The 17,370-nt window shown below is 68.7% G+C and carries 13 protein-coding genes; 10 read left to right on the top strand and 3 right to left on the bottom strand.

The features are described 5' to 3' along the window. The first annotated feature begins 475 nt into the window (after nucleotides 1-475). Entirely contained in the window at nucleotides 476-1,048 is a 573-nt protein-coding gene (locus tag OG966_RS02185) for a hypothetical protein (RefSeq protein ID WP_326647594.1), read from the top strand. 156 nt (nucleotides 1,049-1,204) lie between these two features. Then, the gene (locus tag OG966_RS02180; protein WP_326647592.1) at nucleotides 1,205-1,666 is read left to right on the top strand and encodes a DUF1153 domain-containing protein; all 462 of its coding nucleotides are present in this window, start codon (nucleotides 1,205-1,207) and stop codon (nucleotides 1,664-1,666) included. Between the two features lie 98 nt (nucleotides 1,667-1,764). On the opposite strand, the gene OG966_RS02175 is transcribed toward OG966_RS02180, so the two are convergent. After that, entirely contained in the window at nucleotides 1,765-4,194 is a 2,430-nt protein-coding gene (locus OG966_RS02175; RefSeq protein ID WP_326647591.1) for a SpoIIE family protein phosphatase, read from the bottom strand. A gap of 345 nt (nucleotides 4,195-4,539) precedes the next feature. Between OG966_RS02175 and OG966_RS02170 the strand changes: the two genes are divergently transcribed. The 3 genes from OG966_RS02170 to OG966_RS02160 all read left to right on the top strand — a co-directional run bounded on the left by OG966_RS02170 (nucleotide 4,540) and on the right by OG966_RS02160 (nucleotide 5,693). Next, on the top strand, nucleotides 4,540-4,770 hold the full coding sequence (locus OG966_RS02170; RefSeq protein ID WP_326647589.1) for a response regulator transcription factor: 231 nt from the start codon (nucleotides 4,540-4,542) through the stop codon (nucleotides 4,768-4,770). Nucleotides 4,771-4,996: 226 nt separating this feature from the next. Further along, nucleotides 4,997-5,329, top strand: coding sequence for a hypothetical protein (locus OG966_RS40675; RefSeq protein ID WP_406733340.1), 333 nt, complete (start codon nucleotides 4,997-4,999; stop codon nucleotides 5,327-5,329). Beyond that, nucleotides 5,316-5,693 carry a cupin domain-containing protein gene (locus tag OG966_RS02160; RefSeq protein WP_326647587.1) on the top strand — a complete coding sequence of 126 codons (378 nt, stop codon included), beginning with the start codon at nucleotides 5,316-5,318 and terminating at the stop codon, nucleotides 5,691-5,693. The genes OG966_RS40675 and OG966_RS02160 overlap by 14 nt, the downstream gene beginning before the upstream one ends. A gap of 201 nt (nucleotides 5,694-5,894) precedes the next feature. Here the strand turns inward: OG966_RS02160 and sbnA are convergent, their stop codons facing one another. Next, nucleotides 5,895-6,881, bottom strand: a complete 987-nt coding sequence (gene sbnA / locus OG966_RS02155; RefSeq protein ID WP_326647586.1) for a 2,3-diaminopropionate biosynthesis protein SbnA — start codon at nucleotides 6,879-6,881, stop codon at nucleotides 5,895-5,897. A 584-nt stretch (nucleotides 6,882-7,465) separates the two neighbouring features. Here sbnA and OG966_RS02150 point away from each other — a divergent pair. From OG966_RS02150 to OG966_RS02130, 5 genes are all read left to right on the top strand, one after another. After that, a complete protein-coding gene (locus OG966_RS02150; RefSeq protein ID WP_326647584.1) occupies nucleotides 7,466-10,105 on the top strand; it encodes a Pls/PosA family non-ribosomal peptide synthetase in 2,640 nt (879 codons plus the stop codon). A gap of 57 nt (nucleotides 10,106-10,162) precedes the next feature. After that, entirely contained in the window at nucleotides 10,163-12,658 is a 2,496-nt protein-coding gene (locus OG966_RS02145) for a non-ribosomal peptide synthetase (RefSeq protein ID WP_442806655.1), read from the top strand. 23 nt (nucleotides 12,659-12,681) lie between these two features. After that, complete coding sequence (locus tag OG966_RS02140) at nucleotides 12,682-13,686, top strand: TauD/TfdA family dioxygenase (RefSeq protein WP_326647583.1); 1,005 nt, start codon at nucleotides 12,682-12,684, stop codon at nucleotides 13,684-13,686. A 32-nt stretch (nucleotides 13,687-13,718) separates the two neighbouring features. Beyond that, the gene (sbnB, locus tag OG966_RS02135; protein ID WP_326647582.1) at nucleotides 13,719-14,753 is read left to right on the top strand and encodes a 2,3-diaminopropionate biosynthesis protein SbnB; all 1,035 of its coding nucleotides are present in this window, start codon (nucleotides 13,719-13,721) and stop codon (nucleotides 14,751-14,753) included. 276 nt (nucleotides 14,754-15,029) lie between these two features. Next, entirely contained in the window at nucleotides 15,030-15,365 is a 336-nt protein-coding gene (locus OG966_RS02130; protein WP_326647581.1) for a peptidase inhibitor family I36 protein, read from the top strand. Between the two features lie 207 nt (nucleotides 15,366-15,572). On the opposite strand, the gene OG966_RS02125 is transcribed toward OG966_RS02130, so the two are convergent. Continuing rightward, entirely contained in the window at nucleotides 15,573-17,333 is a 1,761-nt protein-coding gene (locus tag OG966_RS02125) for a serine/threonine-protein kinase (protein WP_326647580.1), read from the bottom strand. Nucleotides 17,334-17,370 lie beyond the last annotated feature (37 nt).

Below are 17,370 nucleotides of genomic sequence, written 5' to 3'. Positions count from 1 at the left end.
CCGTCGCAGGAGGAGGGAAGTTGGAGCATGGGCGCAGGTGCCCGCACGGCAGGGCTGCTGTGTGCGTCGCGTGGTGCTCGCGCCGAGTGGGGCGGCTGCGTGCGGCATAGCAGGGCGCGGCCGCGGCGCTCGCGGGCCGCCGAGGTGAGCTGTGGTGTGCCGTCATACGGATGCGGCTGTCGGTGGGCCTCGCCGCGCGGGTGGGCTGTCACGGTGCGCGTGTTGCCGGGCCGACCGATGCGGGGTCGGAGAATGGCCGACCGCTGCCCATCGGCCGGCCTTTTGCGCGCTTTTACCCGACGCCTACGGCTGCGTCAAGCCACGACTTATCGGAACGTGACCGCGCTGCGTCGCCCGGGCCTACTTGAAGTGCGGCCTCACCGGAAGGGAAAACGAGGCAGCACGGTAAGACGGAAGTCCTTACCGAGGATCTTCCCCTTTAAAAAGAATCCATCTATACCAATAGGAGAAAACCATGACTCGTAACGTTCACACCCACAGCGATGCCCGTCCCAAGCGTCGGAACCTGCGCTTTGCCACGTTTTTCGCCTCGGGCGCTTTCATGGCCGGGGTCGCCATCCTGCCGGCCTCTTCCGCGATGGCGGCCCCGATGCCGGCCTCGCCGGCGGTGAGCCTCGTCGCTCATGTGGAAAAGCACGACAGCAAGCACGACAACAAGAAGGACAGCAAGCACGACAACAAGAAGGACAGCAAGCACGACAACAAGAAGGGCAACAAGCACGACAACAAGAAGGAGGAGCCGAAGGACGCCCCGAAGGACGCTCCGAAGGACGCCCCGAAGGACGCCCCGAAGAAGACGGGCGGCGCTGGTGGTAACGGCGGCGTGGGCGGCGTCGCGGGCGGTAACGGCGGCACGGGCGGTAAGGGCGACACAGGCGGCGCCGGCGGCACTGGTGGTACCGGCGGCGTCGTGGGCGGTGACGGCGGCAAGGGCGGAGCCGGCACCACCCAGGGCGGCGCTGGTGGTGACGGCGGTGCCGGTGGTGTCGTGGGCGGTGACGGCGGCGCAGGGGGCGACGCCACCTAAGGCGGCCTCCCAACCGTCACACCCCGCGGCCTGGACGGCCCACTCCGTCCAGGCCGCGACGGCTCACCCCGACGGGGTGGAGGCCCGAGGCCTCCACCCCGTCGGGCTCCGGCCCCGAAGACCTCCCGGACCGGGACCAATTCTTAAGGAACTCCCATGCCCAGAAGTCTCTGGCAACGTCGCTTCATCCTGGCGCCGGCCTCACTGGCTTTTGCCGTCGGCATCGCCTGTGCCGCACATGCACCGCACAACGCCGCGACAGGTCTCGGCCACCGGGTCAAGGTCGCTCACCTCGTCGGCCGCGCGGACTGTGGCAACGGCGGTGACGGCGGCAAGGGCGGTGATAGCGGCAAGGGCGGCGCCCCCGGCCAGCCGGGAGAGCCCGGCAAGCCCGGTACGCACGGCTGTACCCGGTTCGAGGACCTGCCGGACAAGCCGAAGGAAAAGCTCACGCTGGCGGACAAGGTACGGATCGTGATGGTCGTACTGCACGGACCCACGACAAACGCCGAGGCCGCCAAGAAATACAAGATGTCGGCACACGAGATCGACACCTGGAAACGGCAGTACCTCGCCGGCGACTGGGCCGCGCTGATGGGAAAGTACTTCCCCTCCTGACGCGTCGCCAACGGACGCCGACCGAGAAGCCGACGACCAGGCCCCCCTCACGCGGATCCTTCCGCTGCGGGTGCCGTCTGATCGCGCCTGGATGGTTCTCAGCCCCCGGAAAGGGATTGCTCGGCCCAGACGGTCTTGCCGATGGGGGCGTGCCGGGTGCCCCAGCGCTGGGCGAGCTGGGCGACCAGCAGCAGGCCCCGCCCTCCTTCGTCGAAGGTCCGGGCGCGTCGCATGTGCGGGGCGGTACTACTCGAGTCGTAGACCTCGCAGATCAGGGTGCTGTCCGCGTGAATGAGCCGTAGCTGGATGGGCGGTCGGCCGTAGCGGATGGCATTGGTGACCAGTTCGCTGACCGTCAGTTCGGTGATGAAGGCGGCGTCGTCCAGTCCCCAGGTGGCCAGTTGGTCGGTGGCGTCCTTGCGAGCCTGGGCGACGATGGCGGGGTCGGAGGCCAGGTCCCAGGCGGCGACCCGGTCGGAGTGCAGAGCCCGAGTGCGGGCGATGAGCAGGGCGACGTCGTCGTCCGGGCGGTGGGTCAGCATGGCCGTGAGGACTCTGTCGCAGACCGTGTCCAGCGACTGAGCTGGGCGGGCGAGGGCTGCGAACATCTTGTCCAGGGCTTCGTCGATGTCGTGGTCGCGGGCCTCGAGCAGACCGTCGGTGTAAAGGGCGAGGACGCTGCCCTCGGGCAGTTCGGTCTCGAAGGTCTCGAACGGCAGTCCGCCCAGGCCCAGCGGCGGGCCGGCCGGGACGTCGAGGAAGTGAACGGCGCCGTCCGGGGTGACCAAGGCGGGCGGGGGGTGGCCGGCCCGGGCGAAGGTGCAGCGGCGGGAGACCGGGTCGTAGACCGCGTACAGGCAGGTGGTGCCGATGCCTCCGGCGGTTTCGGCGGCGCCTTCCGTGCTGCCTTCGTCGGCGGACAGGTGGATGACGAGGTCGTCGAGGTGGGTGAGCAGCTCGTCGGGCGGCAGATCGACGTCGGCCAGGGTGCGCACCGCGGTGCGCAGGCGGCCCATCGTGGCGGAGGCGCGGATGCCGTGGCCGACGACATCGCCCACGACGAGGGCCACCCGCGCGCCGGAAAGCGGGATCACGTCGAACCAGTCGCCGCCCACGCCGGCCTCGGTACCGGCAGGCAGGTAGCGGGAGGCAATCTCGAGTGCCGCCTGATCGGGCAGCGTATGCGGGAGCAGGCTGCGCTGCAGGGTCATGGTGGTGGTGCGCTCCCGGATGTACCGGCGGGCGTTGTGGATGCTGACGGCCGCTCTGGCCGTGAGCTCCTCGGCCAGCCACAGGTCGTCCGGTTCGAAGGGCTCCTGGCGCTGGTGACGGCCGAAAAGGGCCACGCCGAGAGTGGTGCCATTGGCGCGCATCGGCACCACCATCAGCGAGTGTGTCCCCACCGCGCGGATCCAGGTGGCCCGGGGGTCTTGGGCTGTCCACCGGGCGATGGCGGGGTCGGTCACCTCGTACACGGCGCCATGGCCCTGGGCCAGGCACTGAGCCACAGGTGACAGTGGCGGGTAGAGGGTCTTTTCACCCGCCGCGAGAGGTGGCACGGGGCTGTCTTCGAGGACCGACCGTACGGCGGTGCGGCCCATGGTGATGGGCCCTGCCGACGGGACGGGGGGCGGTTCGCCGCCGTGCTGGGGGGCATCCAGCAGGTCGACGGCGGCGAAGTCCGCGAGCCGGGGGACGGCGACGTCGGCGAGTTCCTGCGCTGTGTGCTGGATGTCCGAGGTGGTGCCGATACGGGCTTCGGCCTCGTTCAGCAGGAGCATCCGCTGCCGGGCGAGGTGCTCCTGCAGTGTGTGGTGCGCCGCCAGGCACACGGCGCCCACCCTGCCGTGGGGGTCCTTGAGCGGGGCGAGGGAGGTCGACCAGCCGCGCTCCGCGCTGACACCCGTCGGGCGGATGTAGGCGTCCACGTGCTGCGGCTCACCGCTCTCCAGTGCCAGGCGCATCTTCGTCTCGGCCTCGTGACTCACGGGATGCGGCGCGATTTCCGGCAGGCGCAGCCCGCGCATCTGGTCCTCGGTGAGGGACAGCGCACGCTCCATGCCGGCGTTGGCCTGCACCAGCCGCAGGTCCGCATCGAAGACCGCCAGGATGCAGGGGGACTGGCGAAACACCCATTCCCTCAGCGCCTCGCCCCCGTGCGTGCGCGGTTCGCCCGCCACGGCGGACACCACGAGCCACTCGGTGACCGGGCCGTTCGACGTCCGGCGATGCGCGAGCAGTCTCCGCTGAAGCCGGTGACCGTCCCGGTGCCGCAGCGCCACGCTGCCGCTCCACTTCTCCCGCTCTGCCGCATCCCGCCGACTTGTCTCGCCGATGTCATCGGCGAGCAGGCGCGCGGCCCTCTGCCCCACGACCTCCGAGGACCTATAGCCGAGCAGCCGCCGGGCACCTTCGCTCCACCCCGTCACGATGCCCTGCTCATTGACAGTGGCCGTGGCCGTGTATGCCGACCCGGGGGAGGCGTCCGACTCGTCCGGCCGCTCACCAGGGGTGGGAAGTCGCTCCATCGCCGCTCATCTCGCCCTTCGGGAACCTGCACGGCCGGGGCCCTCCTGACAAGCATGATCCTGAGGGGCAGGGAGCACCAACCCAGCGCTGTCACGAGGGCCCTGCCGCCGGCAATGCCCGAGGAGGGGACTGTCGGCTCGAAAGCCGGCCCGGCGTCGGCGTTCGAGCGGCGGCGTACCTGCCGATGTGCCCTGTGACACGTCTGTGACAGTCGGCGGACACCGTCATGAAGTCGCCCGGGCAGGCTTTTCGGAAAGCGGACAAATAGTAATATTCAGGCATTTGTCCCCTGCTTCCGAGGGTGTGAGCAGTGATGACCGAGCCGATCAGTCGGAGGAAATCCCATGAGCCTCACCCTCGCCACGCCGCACATCGAAGCCCCCGCGCCTGCGCTGGCCCCGCGTGAGCGGGAGACACTGCGACATATCGCCGCAGGGCGCACCTACCTGCAAACGGCCCGCCACATGGGGCTCTCCAAGCACACGGTCGACGCCTATCTGCGCCGTATCCGGGCCAAGCTCAACATCAGCAGCACCGCCGAACTCACCCGGCTGGCCATCTCCCTGGGACTGTGACGCCCGGCCACCCGAGCGGCAAACCGCCAAGAAGGCGATCCGGCACCGGCGCACGTCCCCGGCACATGCCGCGCTGCACCGCCGCTGCTCATTGGCCCGGGCCGAGTTCCCCACCTCGGCCCGGACCAATAAGCAGCGGCAGGCCAGGGCCGCGTCGTGTTCAACGACGCGCTGCCCACACACAAGGACACCTGGCCCGTTCCTGGCTCGGGGGGTATCCGCGGTAATGCTGCAGCAGTCGCTGCGGAACCTGAACACCGCGTACCGCAACTTCTTCGCGTGGACGAAGGGCACCCGCAAGGGGCCGAAGATCGCCGAGATCCGGTTCAAGTCCCGTAAGGACAAGCGGCATTGCAGCACCCGTTCGCCGCAGTCGCCGCATTACTTTGCCGACACAGAAGATCCAGGTGGGCTTGTACAAAGTTCCGGCTGGACATGGGCTCAGGGGACCATCGGACGTACGGAAGACGCTGCTCAGGATTGGTGGCGAACAGGGCACGGCTCGCCACGCACCACAGATCTTCCGCCCGCTAAGGTGACGCGCCATGACAACCTTTGATCACTCAGCCGCCCAGCCCGCTTCGCCTTCGTTCGCTGTGCACATTCCGGACGCCGACCTGGAGGTCGAGCCGCTCGACCCCGATCAGATCGTCTCCGGGGAGCCGGTCGTGACCGGCAGGGTGCTGTGGGAGTCCGAGGACGGCAAGCAGCTGCGCGGCATCTGGCAGATCACGCCGGGCGTGGTCACCGACACCGAGGCCAACGAACTCTTTGTCGTCGTGAGCGGGCGCGCCACCATCGAGGTAGAGGGCGGCGACACGCTGGAGGTCGGGCCGGGGGACGCATGCGTCCTGCGTGAGGGGGACCGTACGACGTGGACGGTGCACGAGACGCTGCGCAAGGCGTACCACATCAGCCTGTGAGGCCGGCGTGGCGAGGCCGGTGCAGTGGGCCAGGCGCAGGGCCGCCGGGCTCACCGGCTCCGGTCGCCCCGGTCGCAGCACTGAAGGTGATCGTGTGGCCAGCGGTGCGCAGGGTGCGCGTGGGGGCGTGACGCGCACCGTGGCCGCCGGCGATCTCCGCGCGGAACCGCGAGGCGATCTGGGCTTCACCATGTGCGGGGGTCAGGCTGCCTGGGATGCGGTGGTCAGCGCCTGGGTGTCGAGGACGTCCTCGCCGTACAGGTCCTGGACCCAGTTGGTCTGGTAGATGGTCTCCAGATACCGCTCACCCAGATCCGGGGCGATGGCCACCGCGGTCAGCTCCCGTCCCTCCTGCCGGGCCAGCCAGTCCATCGCGCCGCTGACCACTGTGCCGGTGGAACCCCCGAACAGAAACCCGCGCCTGGCCAGCCGGTGACAGGCCCGGATGGTGTCGGCCTCCGGCACGCACACCACATCGTCGATATAGGACTCGTCCAGCAGTGGCGGGCGCCTGCTGGTGCCCAGCCCGGGAATCATCCTCCGGCCCGGGGCGCCCCCGAAGGTCACCGAGCCCACGCTGTCGACGGCCACGATGCGCACCTGCCGGTGCCACTCGCGGAAGTAGCGCGCGCAGCCCATCAGAGTCCCCGTGGTGCCGGCCCCGACGAACAGCACATCCAGGTCCGGGAACTGCCGGGCGATGGCCGGGGCGGTCCTTCGGTAATGGGCCATGCCGTTGCTGGGGTTGGTGTACTGGTTGAGCCACACATAGCGGTCGTCGGAGGCGCACAGCGCGCGTACGTGGTCGATGCGCGCGCCGAGGAAGCCGCCGACGGGGTCGGGCTCGGTGATGACGTGGACCTGGCTGCCCAGGGCCTCCATCATCAGCCTGGTCGGCAGATTGCAGCGCGAGTCGGTCACGCACAGGAACCGGTAGCCCTTGCTGGCTGCGATCATGCTCAGGGCCACGCCCAGGTTTCCCGAGGACGACTCGACCAGGACCGAGTCCGGGGTCAGCAGGCCGTCGCGTTCGGCGGCCTCGACCATCTCGGTCGCGGCCTTCAGCTTGATCGAGCCGGCGAAATTGAAGCCCTCGCACTTGAGGAACAGCGACCGCCCGAAGATTCCCTCAAGGTCGACGTAGAGCTCGTCCTCGTTGAAGGCCTGGGGAGCGGAAATGACAGGCATGGTCGTCTCCTCGACTGCGGCGGAGTGCCTCCCGGCCGCTGATCCGTCTCGGCGCGACCCGGGGAGGAATTCGGCGGCGAGTTGCGACTCGCCGGAACACCTCCAGTACGCCGGAATCGGTGCAGCCTTGTCATGCCACCGAAATTCGGGACTTGACACGCACCCTGTTCCCGCATAAGCAGCCGTGTCGTGCCGGGGGAGGGGCTGAACCAACCACCTGAATCAGGGTCATCCGCAGCTTCCGGTCCGGGCCTCCAACCTGTCCCACCCCACCGGGGTATGTGGTTCCCCACCCGGAAAACGCTGGGCCAGACGGGCGGTCAACTCAATTCCCGGGCGATTTCCCCGCGGATTGCACGGGTGCCTGTGATACGCGGTCGTAGGCCGGGCGACGCGCACAGAAAGCAAGGGAACGCAGGGCGACGGACCGCAGAGCAGTCGGGCTATCAAGACCGGTGTGTTGCGTCAAGCCCCGAAATTCAGGGGCAGGACAGGAATTCGCCGGCCGGGCCTACTGGAGAGGCGGACATCACGAATCCATCCGCACCTACCGACGCTGACCGAAACGTCTTCAAGGAGCTCACGTGCTAGGGAAATCTGTCGAGGTCTTGACGGCCGATCCGGCTGACATCTCGACCCGCCAGGACGACGGGGACGCCGGCCCGGTTACCGGCACCGAGGAGCTACTGGCCGAGGTACTGGCCGGCGTCGTGCGCGTCGAGCAGGTACCGACCGACAGCCACTTCTTCAACGACCTGGGTGCCGATTCCCTGGTGATGGCCCAGTTCTGTGCGCGGGTCAGGAAGCGGGCGGACCTGCCGGCCGTGTCGATGAAGGACATCTACCGGCATCCCACCATCCGGAGCCTGGCCACCGCGCTCGCCGACGCCGTGCCCACCCCCACCCCCGTCCCGTCCCCGGCCCCGGCTGCGGAGGTGTCGGTACCGGCGCAGACACCGACCGACGTGGGGGCACCGACCGAGGCGGCGGCGCGGGCCGAGGTGACGGCAGCGGCCGGTACACGGCGCTACATCGTCTGCGGAACGCTGCAGTTCCTGATCTTCCTGGGCTATTCCTGCCTCGCCGCCCTCGTCGCCGCGGAAGGTTACGAGTGGATCTCCGCGGGCTCGGGTCTGCTCGACCTCTACCTGCGGTCGGTCCTGTTCGCCGGCGCGAGCTTCCTGGGTCTGTGCACCCTCCCGGTCGTGGCGAAGTGGACGCTCGTCGGCCGCTGGCGATCCGGCGAGTTCCCCCTGTGGGGTATGGCCTACCTGCGTTTCTGGGTCGTCAAGACCCTGATCCGCACCAGCCCCCTGCGCCTGTTCGCCGGTTCACCGCTGTACGTGCTGTACCTCAGGGCGCTCGGCGCGCGGATCGGCAAGGGCGTCACGATCCTCTCTCACGCGATCCCGGTCTGCACCGACCTGCTCACCGTCAAGGAGGGCACGGTCATCCGCAAGGACGTGCTCCTGTCCTGCTACCGCGCCCACGCCGGCCTGATCCAGACCGGCCCGGTCACCCTCGGCAGCAATGTGCTCGTCAGCGAGCACACGGTCCTCGACATCGACACGTCGATGGGCGACGGTGCCCAACTGGGCCACGCCTCCTCCCTGCACACAGGCCAGACGGTGCCCGCCGGCGAACGCTGGCACGGCTCCCCGGCGCAACCGACCGAGGTGGACTACCGGACGGTCGGCCCCGCCGACTGCCCCACCGTCAAAAGGACCCTCTACGGCGTTCTGCAGCTGCTGAATCTGCTGATTGTGTATTTGCCGCTTGCGATGGGCGGCTTGAGCATCCTGCTCGCCGACGTCCCGCAGCTTCATGGGCTCCTGAACCCGCAGGCGGTGGCCTTCACCAGCCCGGAATTCTACGCCGATGCCCTGACCATCTCCCTGGTCGTCTTCTTCGGCTCCATGCTCACCGGCCTCCTGGTCGTGGGCACCGTGCCGCGCGTGCTCAACCGGGCCATCAAGCCCGGCAAGGTCTATCCGCTGTACGGCTTCCACTACGGCATCCAGCGGGCGATCGCGCTGATGACCAACAGGAAGTTCTTCGCCACGCTCTTCGGCGACAGCTCCGGCATCGTCCACTACCTGCGCTACCTCGGATACGACCTGTCCCGCGTCGAGCAGACCGGGTCCAACTTCGGCACCGAAGTGCAGCACGAGAACCCGTACCTGAGCTCTGTCGGCACCGGCACCATGGTCGCCGACGGACTGTCCATCATGAACGCCGACTTCTCGAGTACGTCCTTCCGCGTGTCCCACACGTCGATCGGGCCCCGCAACTTCCTCGGAAACCGCATCGCCTACCCCTCACAGGGCAAGACCGGCGACAACTGCCTGCTCGCGACGAAAGTCATGGTCCCCATCGACGGTCCGACGCGCGAAGGCGTGGGCCTGCTCGGCTCACCCAGCTTCGAGATCCCGCGCACGGTGATGCGCGACAACAAGTTCAACCACCTTCAGACCGGCGACGAGCTGCGCCGCCGCCTCACCGCAAAGAACAGGCACAATGCCGCAACCGCCGGCCTGTACCTGCTGGCGCGGTGGATCCACTTCTTCGTCATCACCCTCATCACCATGGGCGCAGTCGACCTCCACTCCGTGATCGGCTCACCGGCGATCGCACTGGCCAGCGTCCTCACCCTCGCGTTCACCGTCGTCTACTTCGCGCTGATCGAACGGGCCGCCACGGGATTCAAGGCCCAGAAGCCGCTGTACTGCTCGATCTACGAGCCCCCCTTCTGGCGCCATGAACGCTTCTGGAAGATGGCCTCGATCGACTACATCCAGGTCTTCGACGGCACCCCCTTCAAGAACGTGATCTGGCGGCTGCTGGGGGCCCGGATCGGCAAGCGGGTCTTCGACGACGGCTGCTTCTTCCCGGAGCGCACCCTCGTCACCATCGGCGACGACAGCACGCTGAACGCAGGGACTGTGATCCAGTGCCACTCGCAGGAGGACGGCGCCTTCAAGTCCGACCGCAGCGCCCTCGGGAGCGGCTGCACCCTCGGGGTCGGCGCCTTCGTCCACTACGGCGTGACGATCGGCGACGGCGCCATGCTCGCCCCCGACTCCTTCCTCATGAAGGGCGAGGAAATCCCCTCGCACGCTCAGTGGGGCGGCAACCCGGCCCGGGAAATGGCGGACAACAAAACCCACCTTGAAGCCCACCAAGAACACCCCTCCACCCACGCCGCCCCGGCACGCGGCAACTGACGGCAACTGACACCGCGACACCAGCACAAGCAGAGGAAGAGACCGATGGAAACACATGTGAGTCGCACCCAGACCGGCCGGGAGTTCTGGCGCGGCGTACTGACAGCCGGCGGTTTCACCCCCGCCCCACGCTGGACCCTCCGTCCGGTGGCGGGTGTTGGCGTGTTCGAGGCGGTGGTTCCGGACGGCACGGTGGGGGTGTTGCGTGGGCTGGCGGGGGAGTTGGCGGTGCCGTTGGGTTCGGTGTTGCTGGCTGCGCATGCCAGGGTGCTGGCGGCGTTGTCGGGGGAGCGGGAGGTGTCCACCGGCTACGTGGCTGTGGGGGGTGGCGGGCCGTTGCCGTGCCGGCTGTCGACCGGGCCCGTGTCGTGGCGGGAGTTGGTGCGGGCCACTGATCTGGTTGTTTCGGAGTTGTTGTCGCACCGGGACTGTGCGGTCGATGAGCTGAGGGCGGAGCTGGGTCTGGCCCAGTTGTCGCCGGAGACGGTGTTCGATCCGGGCGGTGCGGGCGGTGTTCTGGCCGAAGCCACCGTCGTCGGGGTGGGATTCTCCCGGCACGGCGGCCGTTTGCGTCTGGGGCTGCGCTACCGCACCGAGATGCTTGATGCGGACGGTGCGGCCAGGATCGCCGGCTACCACCTGGCCGCGCTCGCGCTGATCGCCGCCGACCCGGATGCCGACCACGCACGCCAGAGCCTGCTGTCCGCCGACGAGCTGCGGTTCCAGCTGGAGGGGCTGGCCGGACCGGTCCGGGAGCTGCCGCAGCGCCGGTTCCACGAACTGTTCGAGGACCGGGTACGGGCCCACCCGGACGCCGTCGCCGCCGTGCACGGCACCCGGCGGTGGACGTATGGGGAGCTCAACGCCCGGGCGAACCGGCTGGCCCGGGCCCTGCTGGCGCGGGGGCTGGAGCGTGAGGGTGTCGTCGCGGTGGTCACCGAGCGCAACCTGGACTGGCTGGCCGCCGTCCTCGCGGTCTTCAAAGCCGGCGGCGTCTACCTGCCCATCGAGCCGCACTTCCCCGCCGAACGCATCGCCGCCACCCTCACCCGCGCCGGGTGCACCCTGGTGCTGACCGAACCCGGCAGCACCACCACCCTCGACCCCGCCCTTCAGACCCGGCCCGAAACCGAGAAACTGTTCATCGACACCGCCTGCACCGAAGACCACGGCGACGACGATCCGGGCATCCGCGTCACACCGGACCAGCTCGCCTACATCTACTTCACCTCCGGCTCCACCGGCGAGCCCAAGGGCGCGATGTGCGAACACGCCGGCCTGCTCAACCACCTCTACGCCAAGATCGACGACCTGGACATCGACGCGCGAGGGGTGGTGGCCCAGACCGCACCCCAGTGCTTCGACATCTCCCTGTGGCAACTGCTCTGCGCACTCCTGGCGGGCGGGAAGACCCTCCTGGTCGAACAGGACGCGATCCTCGACATCCCCCGCTTCCTCGACACCCTCACCGCGGGCCGGGTCACCGTCCTGCAACTGGTCCCCTCCTACCTCGAAGCCGTCCTGACCGAACTCGAACAGCGCCCCCGCGACCTGCCCGACCTGCGCTGCGTGTCGGCCACCGGCGAGGCGTTGAAGAGGGAACTCGCCGAGCGCTGGTTCGCAGCCAAGCCCCGGACCCGGCTGGTCAACGCCTACGGGCTCACCGAGACCTCCGACGACACCAACCACGAGGTCATGGACCGGGCGCCGGAGCGTGTCCTGCTCGGCCGCCCCGTCAACAACGTGCACCTCTACGTCGTCGACGAACACCTCACCCCGGTGCCCCTGGGCGCCCCGGGTCTGATCGCGTTCTCCGGCGTCTGCGTCGGCCGCGGCTACATCAACGACCCCGACCGCACCCGGGCCGCCTACCTGTCCGACCCGCACCGTGAAGGCCAACGGCTCTACCTCGGCGGCGACTACGGCCGCTGGCACCCTTCGGGGAAGCTGGAGTTCCTGGGCCGCCGGGACGCCCAGGTCAAGATCCGCGGCTTCCGGATCGAGATCGGCGAGATCGAGAACACCCTGCTGCGGGTGCCAGGTGTCCGCGACGGCGCCGTCGTCGTCACCGAACGCGCCGACCACAGCAAACACCTGATCGCCTTCTACAGCGGCCCCCAGCCCCTCCAGGCCGCCACCCTCACCGACCGGCTCAGCGCCTCACTGCCCCACTACATGGTCCCCGCGGCCTTCCACTGGCGCGAACACCTGCCGCTGACCGCCAACAGCAAAATCGACAAGAAGGCACTGGAAGCACTCGCCGCCCACCTCGCCACCACCGAGGACGACCACCAGCCACCGGCCACCCCGACCGAGCAACGACTGGCCGCCGCCTGGGCCAAAGTCCTCGGCATCCCCCAGAACCGGATCGGCCGCAACGACCACTTCTTCGACCGCGGCGGCACCTCCCTCTCCGCAGTCAAACTCGCCATCACCCTGGACCGCGCCATCACCCTCAAGGACGTCACCCGCCACCCCGTCCTCACCGACCTCGCCGACCTGGTCGACAACAGGCCCCAGAGCCAGGCAACCGGACTACTGACCTCCTCCTGAACCACATCGAAAGGAAAAGCACCATGCCGTACCCGATCCCGGCGCCCCTGCTCGAGGTGGACCTGCACCCAGGCAAACCCCCGATCCTGCACACCGACACCCCCGACGACGCGCAGGCCTGGGCAGCCGAACACCACCACGCACTGCGCACCCTCGTCACCGAACACGGCGCGGTCCTCATCCGCGGCCTGCACTTGCGCGACGCGGACCAGGCTGCCGCCGTCTTCCACGAACTGGCCCCGTCCCTGATGACCGACAGGGAAGCCTTCGCGCCCCGCCAGACCTACACCCCGGGCGTGTACTCCTCCTCGCAGTGGCCGCCGAACCAGCCGATGTGCATGCACCACGAAATCAGCTACACCCTCCAGCCCCCCGGCCTCATGCTGTTCGCCTGCCTGACCGCACCCACCACCGGCGGAGCCACCGCCATCGCTGACGCCCCCACCGTCCTCGAAGCCCTGCCCACCGAGCTGGTCCACCGCTTCGAACAGGAGGGCTGGCTGCTCACCCGCACCTACAACGACGAGATCGGCGCCCCCTACGCCGAAGCCTTCGGCACCGACGACCGGACCGCCATCGAGGTCTACTGCCGCACCCACGCCATCGAATTGGCCTGGCAACCCGACGGCAGTCTGCGTACCTGTCAGCGCCGCCCCGCCGTGACCGTCCATCCGGTCACCGGCCGCCGCTGCTGGTTCAACCAGATCGCCTTCCTCAACGAATGGACGATCGAACCCGAAATCCGCGAATACCTCATCGACGTCTACGGCGCCGAGGGGCTGCCGTTCAACACCCGCTTCGGAGGCGGCGATCCCATCGGCCCGGACATCGTCGAGCTCCTCAACGACACCTACACCGCGCACACCACCCGCGAGCCGTGGCAGGCCGGCGACCTCATGCTCGTCGACAATGTGCGCACCGCGCACAGCAGGGAGGCCTTCCAAGGACCACGCGAGGTACTCGTCGCCATGGCCGAGCCGCTGCGCCCGGCCCAGTGCCCGCCGACCGTCGAGGTGAGCCCCCGATGACCGCCCAGCACCCGCCCGTAATGGAGCCCGCCATGTCCCAGCCGCACACCGTGCCACCGTTCGCAGTGATCTCCGGAGCCCAGGTCCAGCAGGCCCTGCAGGACCGGGAAAAGCAGATCACGGACCTCATCGAGGCCACGTACCATCTGCACGCCGCCGGAGAGTCGGTCAACCCCCCCTCCTACTTCCTGCGCTTCCCCGACCGCCCCTCCTCCCGGATCATCGCCCTGCCCGCTTCGATCGGCGGCCAAGTCCGCGTCGACGGCCTCAAATGGATCTCCAGCTTCCCCGACAACGTCCAGGCCGGCATCCCTCGGGCATCGGCCGTGCTGATCCTCAACGACCACGACACCGGATATCCCTTCGCCTGCCTGGAAAGCTCCATCATCAGCGCCACCAGAACCGCCGCATCCGCGGCACTGGCCGCCGACCATCTCACCCGCAACCGGCAACGCCCCACGCGCATCGGGTTCTTCGGTACGGGCCTGATCGCCCGCTACATCCACACCTTCCTGACCGGCACCGGCTGGACCTTCGACGAGATCGGCGTGCACGACCTGTCCGCCGACAGTGCAGCCGGCTTCCGCGGCTACCTGGAGCAGACCGGCACCGCCGGACGGATCACCGTGCACGACAGCGCCGAGGAACTGATCCGCTCCAGCGACCTCGTCGTCTTCGCCACCATTGCCGGCGAGCCACACATCAGCGACCTGGCCTGGTTCAAGCACAACCCCCTGGTCCTGCACGTGTCCCTGCGCGACCTCGCACCCGAGATCCTCCTGGCTTCGACCAACATCGTCGACGACGTCGAACACTGCCTCAAAGCCAACACGTCCCCGCACTTGGCCGAACAGCTCACCGGCAACCGCAACTTCCTCCACGGCACACTCGCCGACGTCATGACCGGACGAGTGACACCCCCCACGGACCGGCCCCTGGTGTTCTCACCCTTCGGCCTCGGAGTACTCGACCTCGCCGTCGGCAAATACGTCTACGAGGAGACGGCCCGCTCCGGACAGCTCCACGTCATCGAGGACTTCTTCCACGACCTGAGCCGGCACGGATAGCCGCGGCCGCCCCGGCCGGGGCCGGTTGTCGTGTGGGTGAGTTTCATGCGGCCGACGGTCCTCACCCGCCGCTGCGCACCGTGGCCGGGTCATGGTCGGGCTGTCTCGTCGCAGGCCTCATTCGCGCCAGGCCCGGGGCCTCTGGCCGAGCATGGTGAGCAGGAGGAGGACGCGAGCGGGGGCGGTGGAGGTTGCCGAAAGGCTGTTGACCGTGTCGATCAAGCGCTGGAATTCTCGTCCCCGACCATGATCCATAGGGGAACAGGAGCAACACCCTTGAGGACGAAACTAATCGCGCTCGGCGGCGCCGCGCTCATCGCGACGCTGCCGTTCGCCACCGAAACCGCCTCTGCCTCGCCCACCTGCCGGGCCGGTTCGGTGTGCACGTGGTCTCAGAATGACTTCCACGGCACGAAGCGCACCAGCGGCCTGAACCCCTCGCCGGGCTGCAACCCCTGGGGCGGCAAGACCGTTTCCAACCAGACCAAGAGGACGATCCGGGTGTACAACGGCGTCTCGTGCACCGGCAAGCAGATCGACATCAAGTCCAAGCACTGGGGGCAAACCAAGCCGGGGGCGACGATCAAGTCCATCGCGGTCCTGGGGCTGTGATCTCCGGCTAGGAATTGCTCAGGACCCGCAGAAACGGGGACACGGTCCCAGCCATCGCATCACGGCCCGGGGCCGTGTACCCGGCACGTCAAGGGCACGAGCGGGCTCACGACTTCGACCCGTTGGCTAAGGCTCGGGGTGAGCCGAGGGCGCCTCCGATCGGCGGAGGGACATGGCGGTGATCACGGCTTCCAGCGACTCGCGGTGTTAGCAGCGGACCAGTGTGCCGCTCTCCCGGGTGAGGTGGTTGCTGGACATCCAGCCTTCGGTGTCCGCGCCCTCGATACGGGCGTAGATCCACTTGTTGCCAAGGGCATTTGTGACGTAGCAGTGGTACCAGATCTTCACGCCGGACTTAACCAGGGTCACGTAGGCACAATCCCGGTACGGCCCGGTGAAGAGGTGGTAGTCGTCGGCCAGGTAACCGTAGCCGTTGCTGCGGTTCTGGTGGTTCCAGCCGCTGCAACCCGTCGAGACCGGGGTGGGCTCCTTCACCGTAGAACTGGGCTTGGTCTCCGGAGAGGCGGGCGAGTCCGCGGCCGGCTCGTGACCGTCGTTGCCGGGCGTCGTCGTGGGACCTGTCTCTCTGTCCTCGTCCTCGTGAGTGTCCGTCTCCTCCGAGGGAGACGGCTGCGAGGACGCGCCAGGAGAACCGGCGGACGACGGGGTGCTGCCCCCAGTCGGCTGGTGGCTGCCCGCCGGGGAGCTGACCTGCGCGCCGTCCGTGGTCGTGCGGCCCTGTTGGGCAGTCAGGGCGTAGGTGATTCCGCCGCCTGCGGCGAGAAGCAGGATGGCGGCTGCTGATGCCGTGAGGGTGCGGCTGCGGCGCCGTGTGCGACGGGCTGCGGAGCGGCTCGTCTCGGGAGCGGGGACTCCGGCGGGGCCCGCGTCCGGCCCGGCGGGCTGCGGAAGCGTCGGCGGCAGGTCGGGCTGCGGGTAGTCGGCATACGGAGGCTGAGGCTGCGAGGTGGGCTGGGGGAACAGCGGGGGGCCGAATCCGGGGGGCGGTTCGACGGTGGCCGCAGCCCCGGGATCCACCGTTGGAGTGGGACTCGGGGCGGCGGACGCGAGGTGCACCGTCTGGCCCGAGGCGACGCGCTCCAGCATGCCGCGGGCGTGGTCTGCGGTGGGCCGGTCCTCCGGTTCCTTCGCCATCAGTGCCTGGAGCACCGGCGTGAGTGGTCCCGCCCGGCCGGGCTCCGGCAGTGGATCGGTGACGATGGCCGACAACGTGGACCACGCGGAATTGCGACGGAATGGCGGAGTGCCCTCCACTGCCGCGTACAGCGTCATGCCGAGCGACCAGATGTCAGACGCGGGGCCGGGCTCCCTGCCCTGCGCGCGCTCCGGTGGCAGGTAGTCGAGGGAGCCGACGAGCTGACCGCTGCGGGTCAGCTTGGCCATGGCGTCGTCGCCGGAGGCTTCCATGGTGGCGATGCCGAAATCGGTGAGAACGACCCTCCCGCTGTCCTCCAGCAGCACGTTCGCGGGCTTGACGTCCCGATGCAGTACGCCGGCCCGGTGCGCGGCGTCGAGCGCGTCCATTAGCTTGGCGCCGATCGCCGCAGCCTCGTGCGGCTCCAGAGTGCCGCGCTCCATCAGCAGGTCGTCGAGCGAGGGCCCGTCGACGAGTTCCATGACGATGACGGGCAGGCCCTGATCCTCGGTCACGTCGTGCACGGTGACCACGCCGCCGTGCCGGATGCGCGCGGCGGCCTGCGCCTCACGCTGCATCCGGGTCCGCAGGTCGGCCAGTTCGGCTGCGGAGGCGTCGGTGAAGGCTCGCAGGACCTTGACCGCGACCTCTCGGTTCAGCAGTTCGTCCACCGCCCGGGCGACCACTCCCATGCCGCCGCGCCCGACAATGGAGGTCACCCGGTAACGCCCCCCGAGGACCTTGCCTATCAGCTCTCCGCCATTCGCTTCCCCCGTCGTCACCGCACGCTCCGTTCCATCGCTGTTCGTCATCCATCAATCGGTGGTCTCAAGCGTAGAGGCAGGAGCG

Origin of the sequence: Streptomyces sp. NBC_01750, from assembly GCF_035918095.1 — a bacterium.
Taxonomy (GTDB): Bacteria; Actinomycetota; Actinomycetes; order Streptomycetales; family Streptomycetaceae; genus Streptomyces.
The sequence above is the reverse complement of the archived record's forward strand: the minus strand, read 5'-3'. Positions and strand labels throughout refer to the sequence as shown.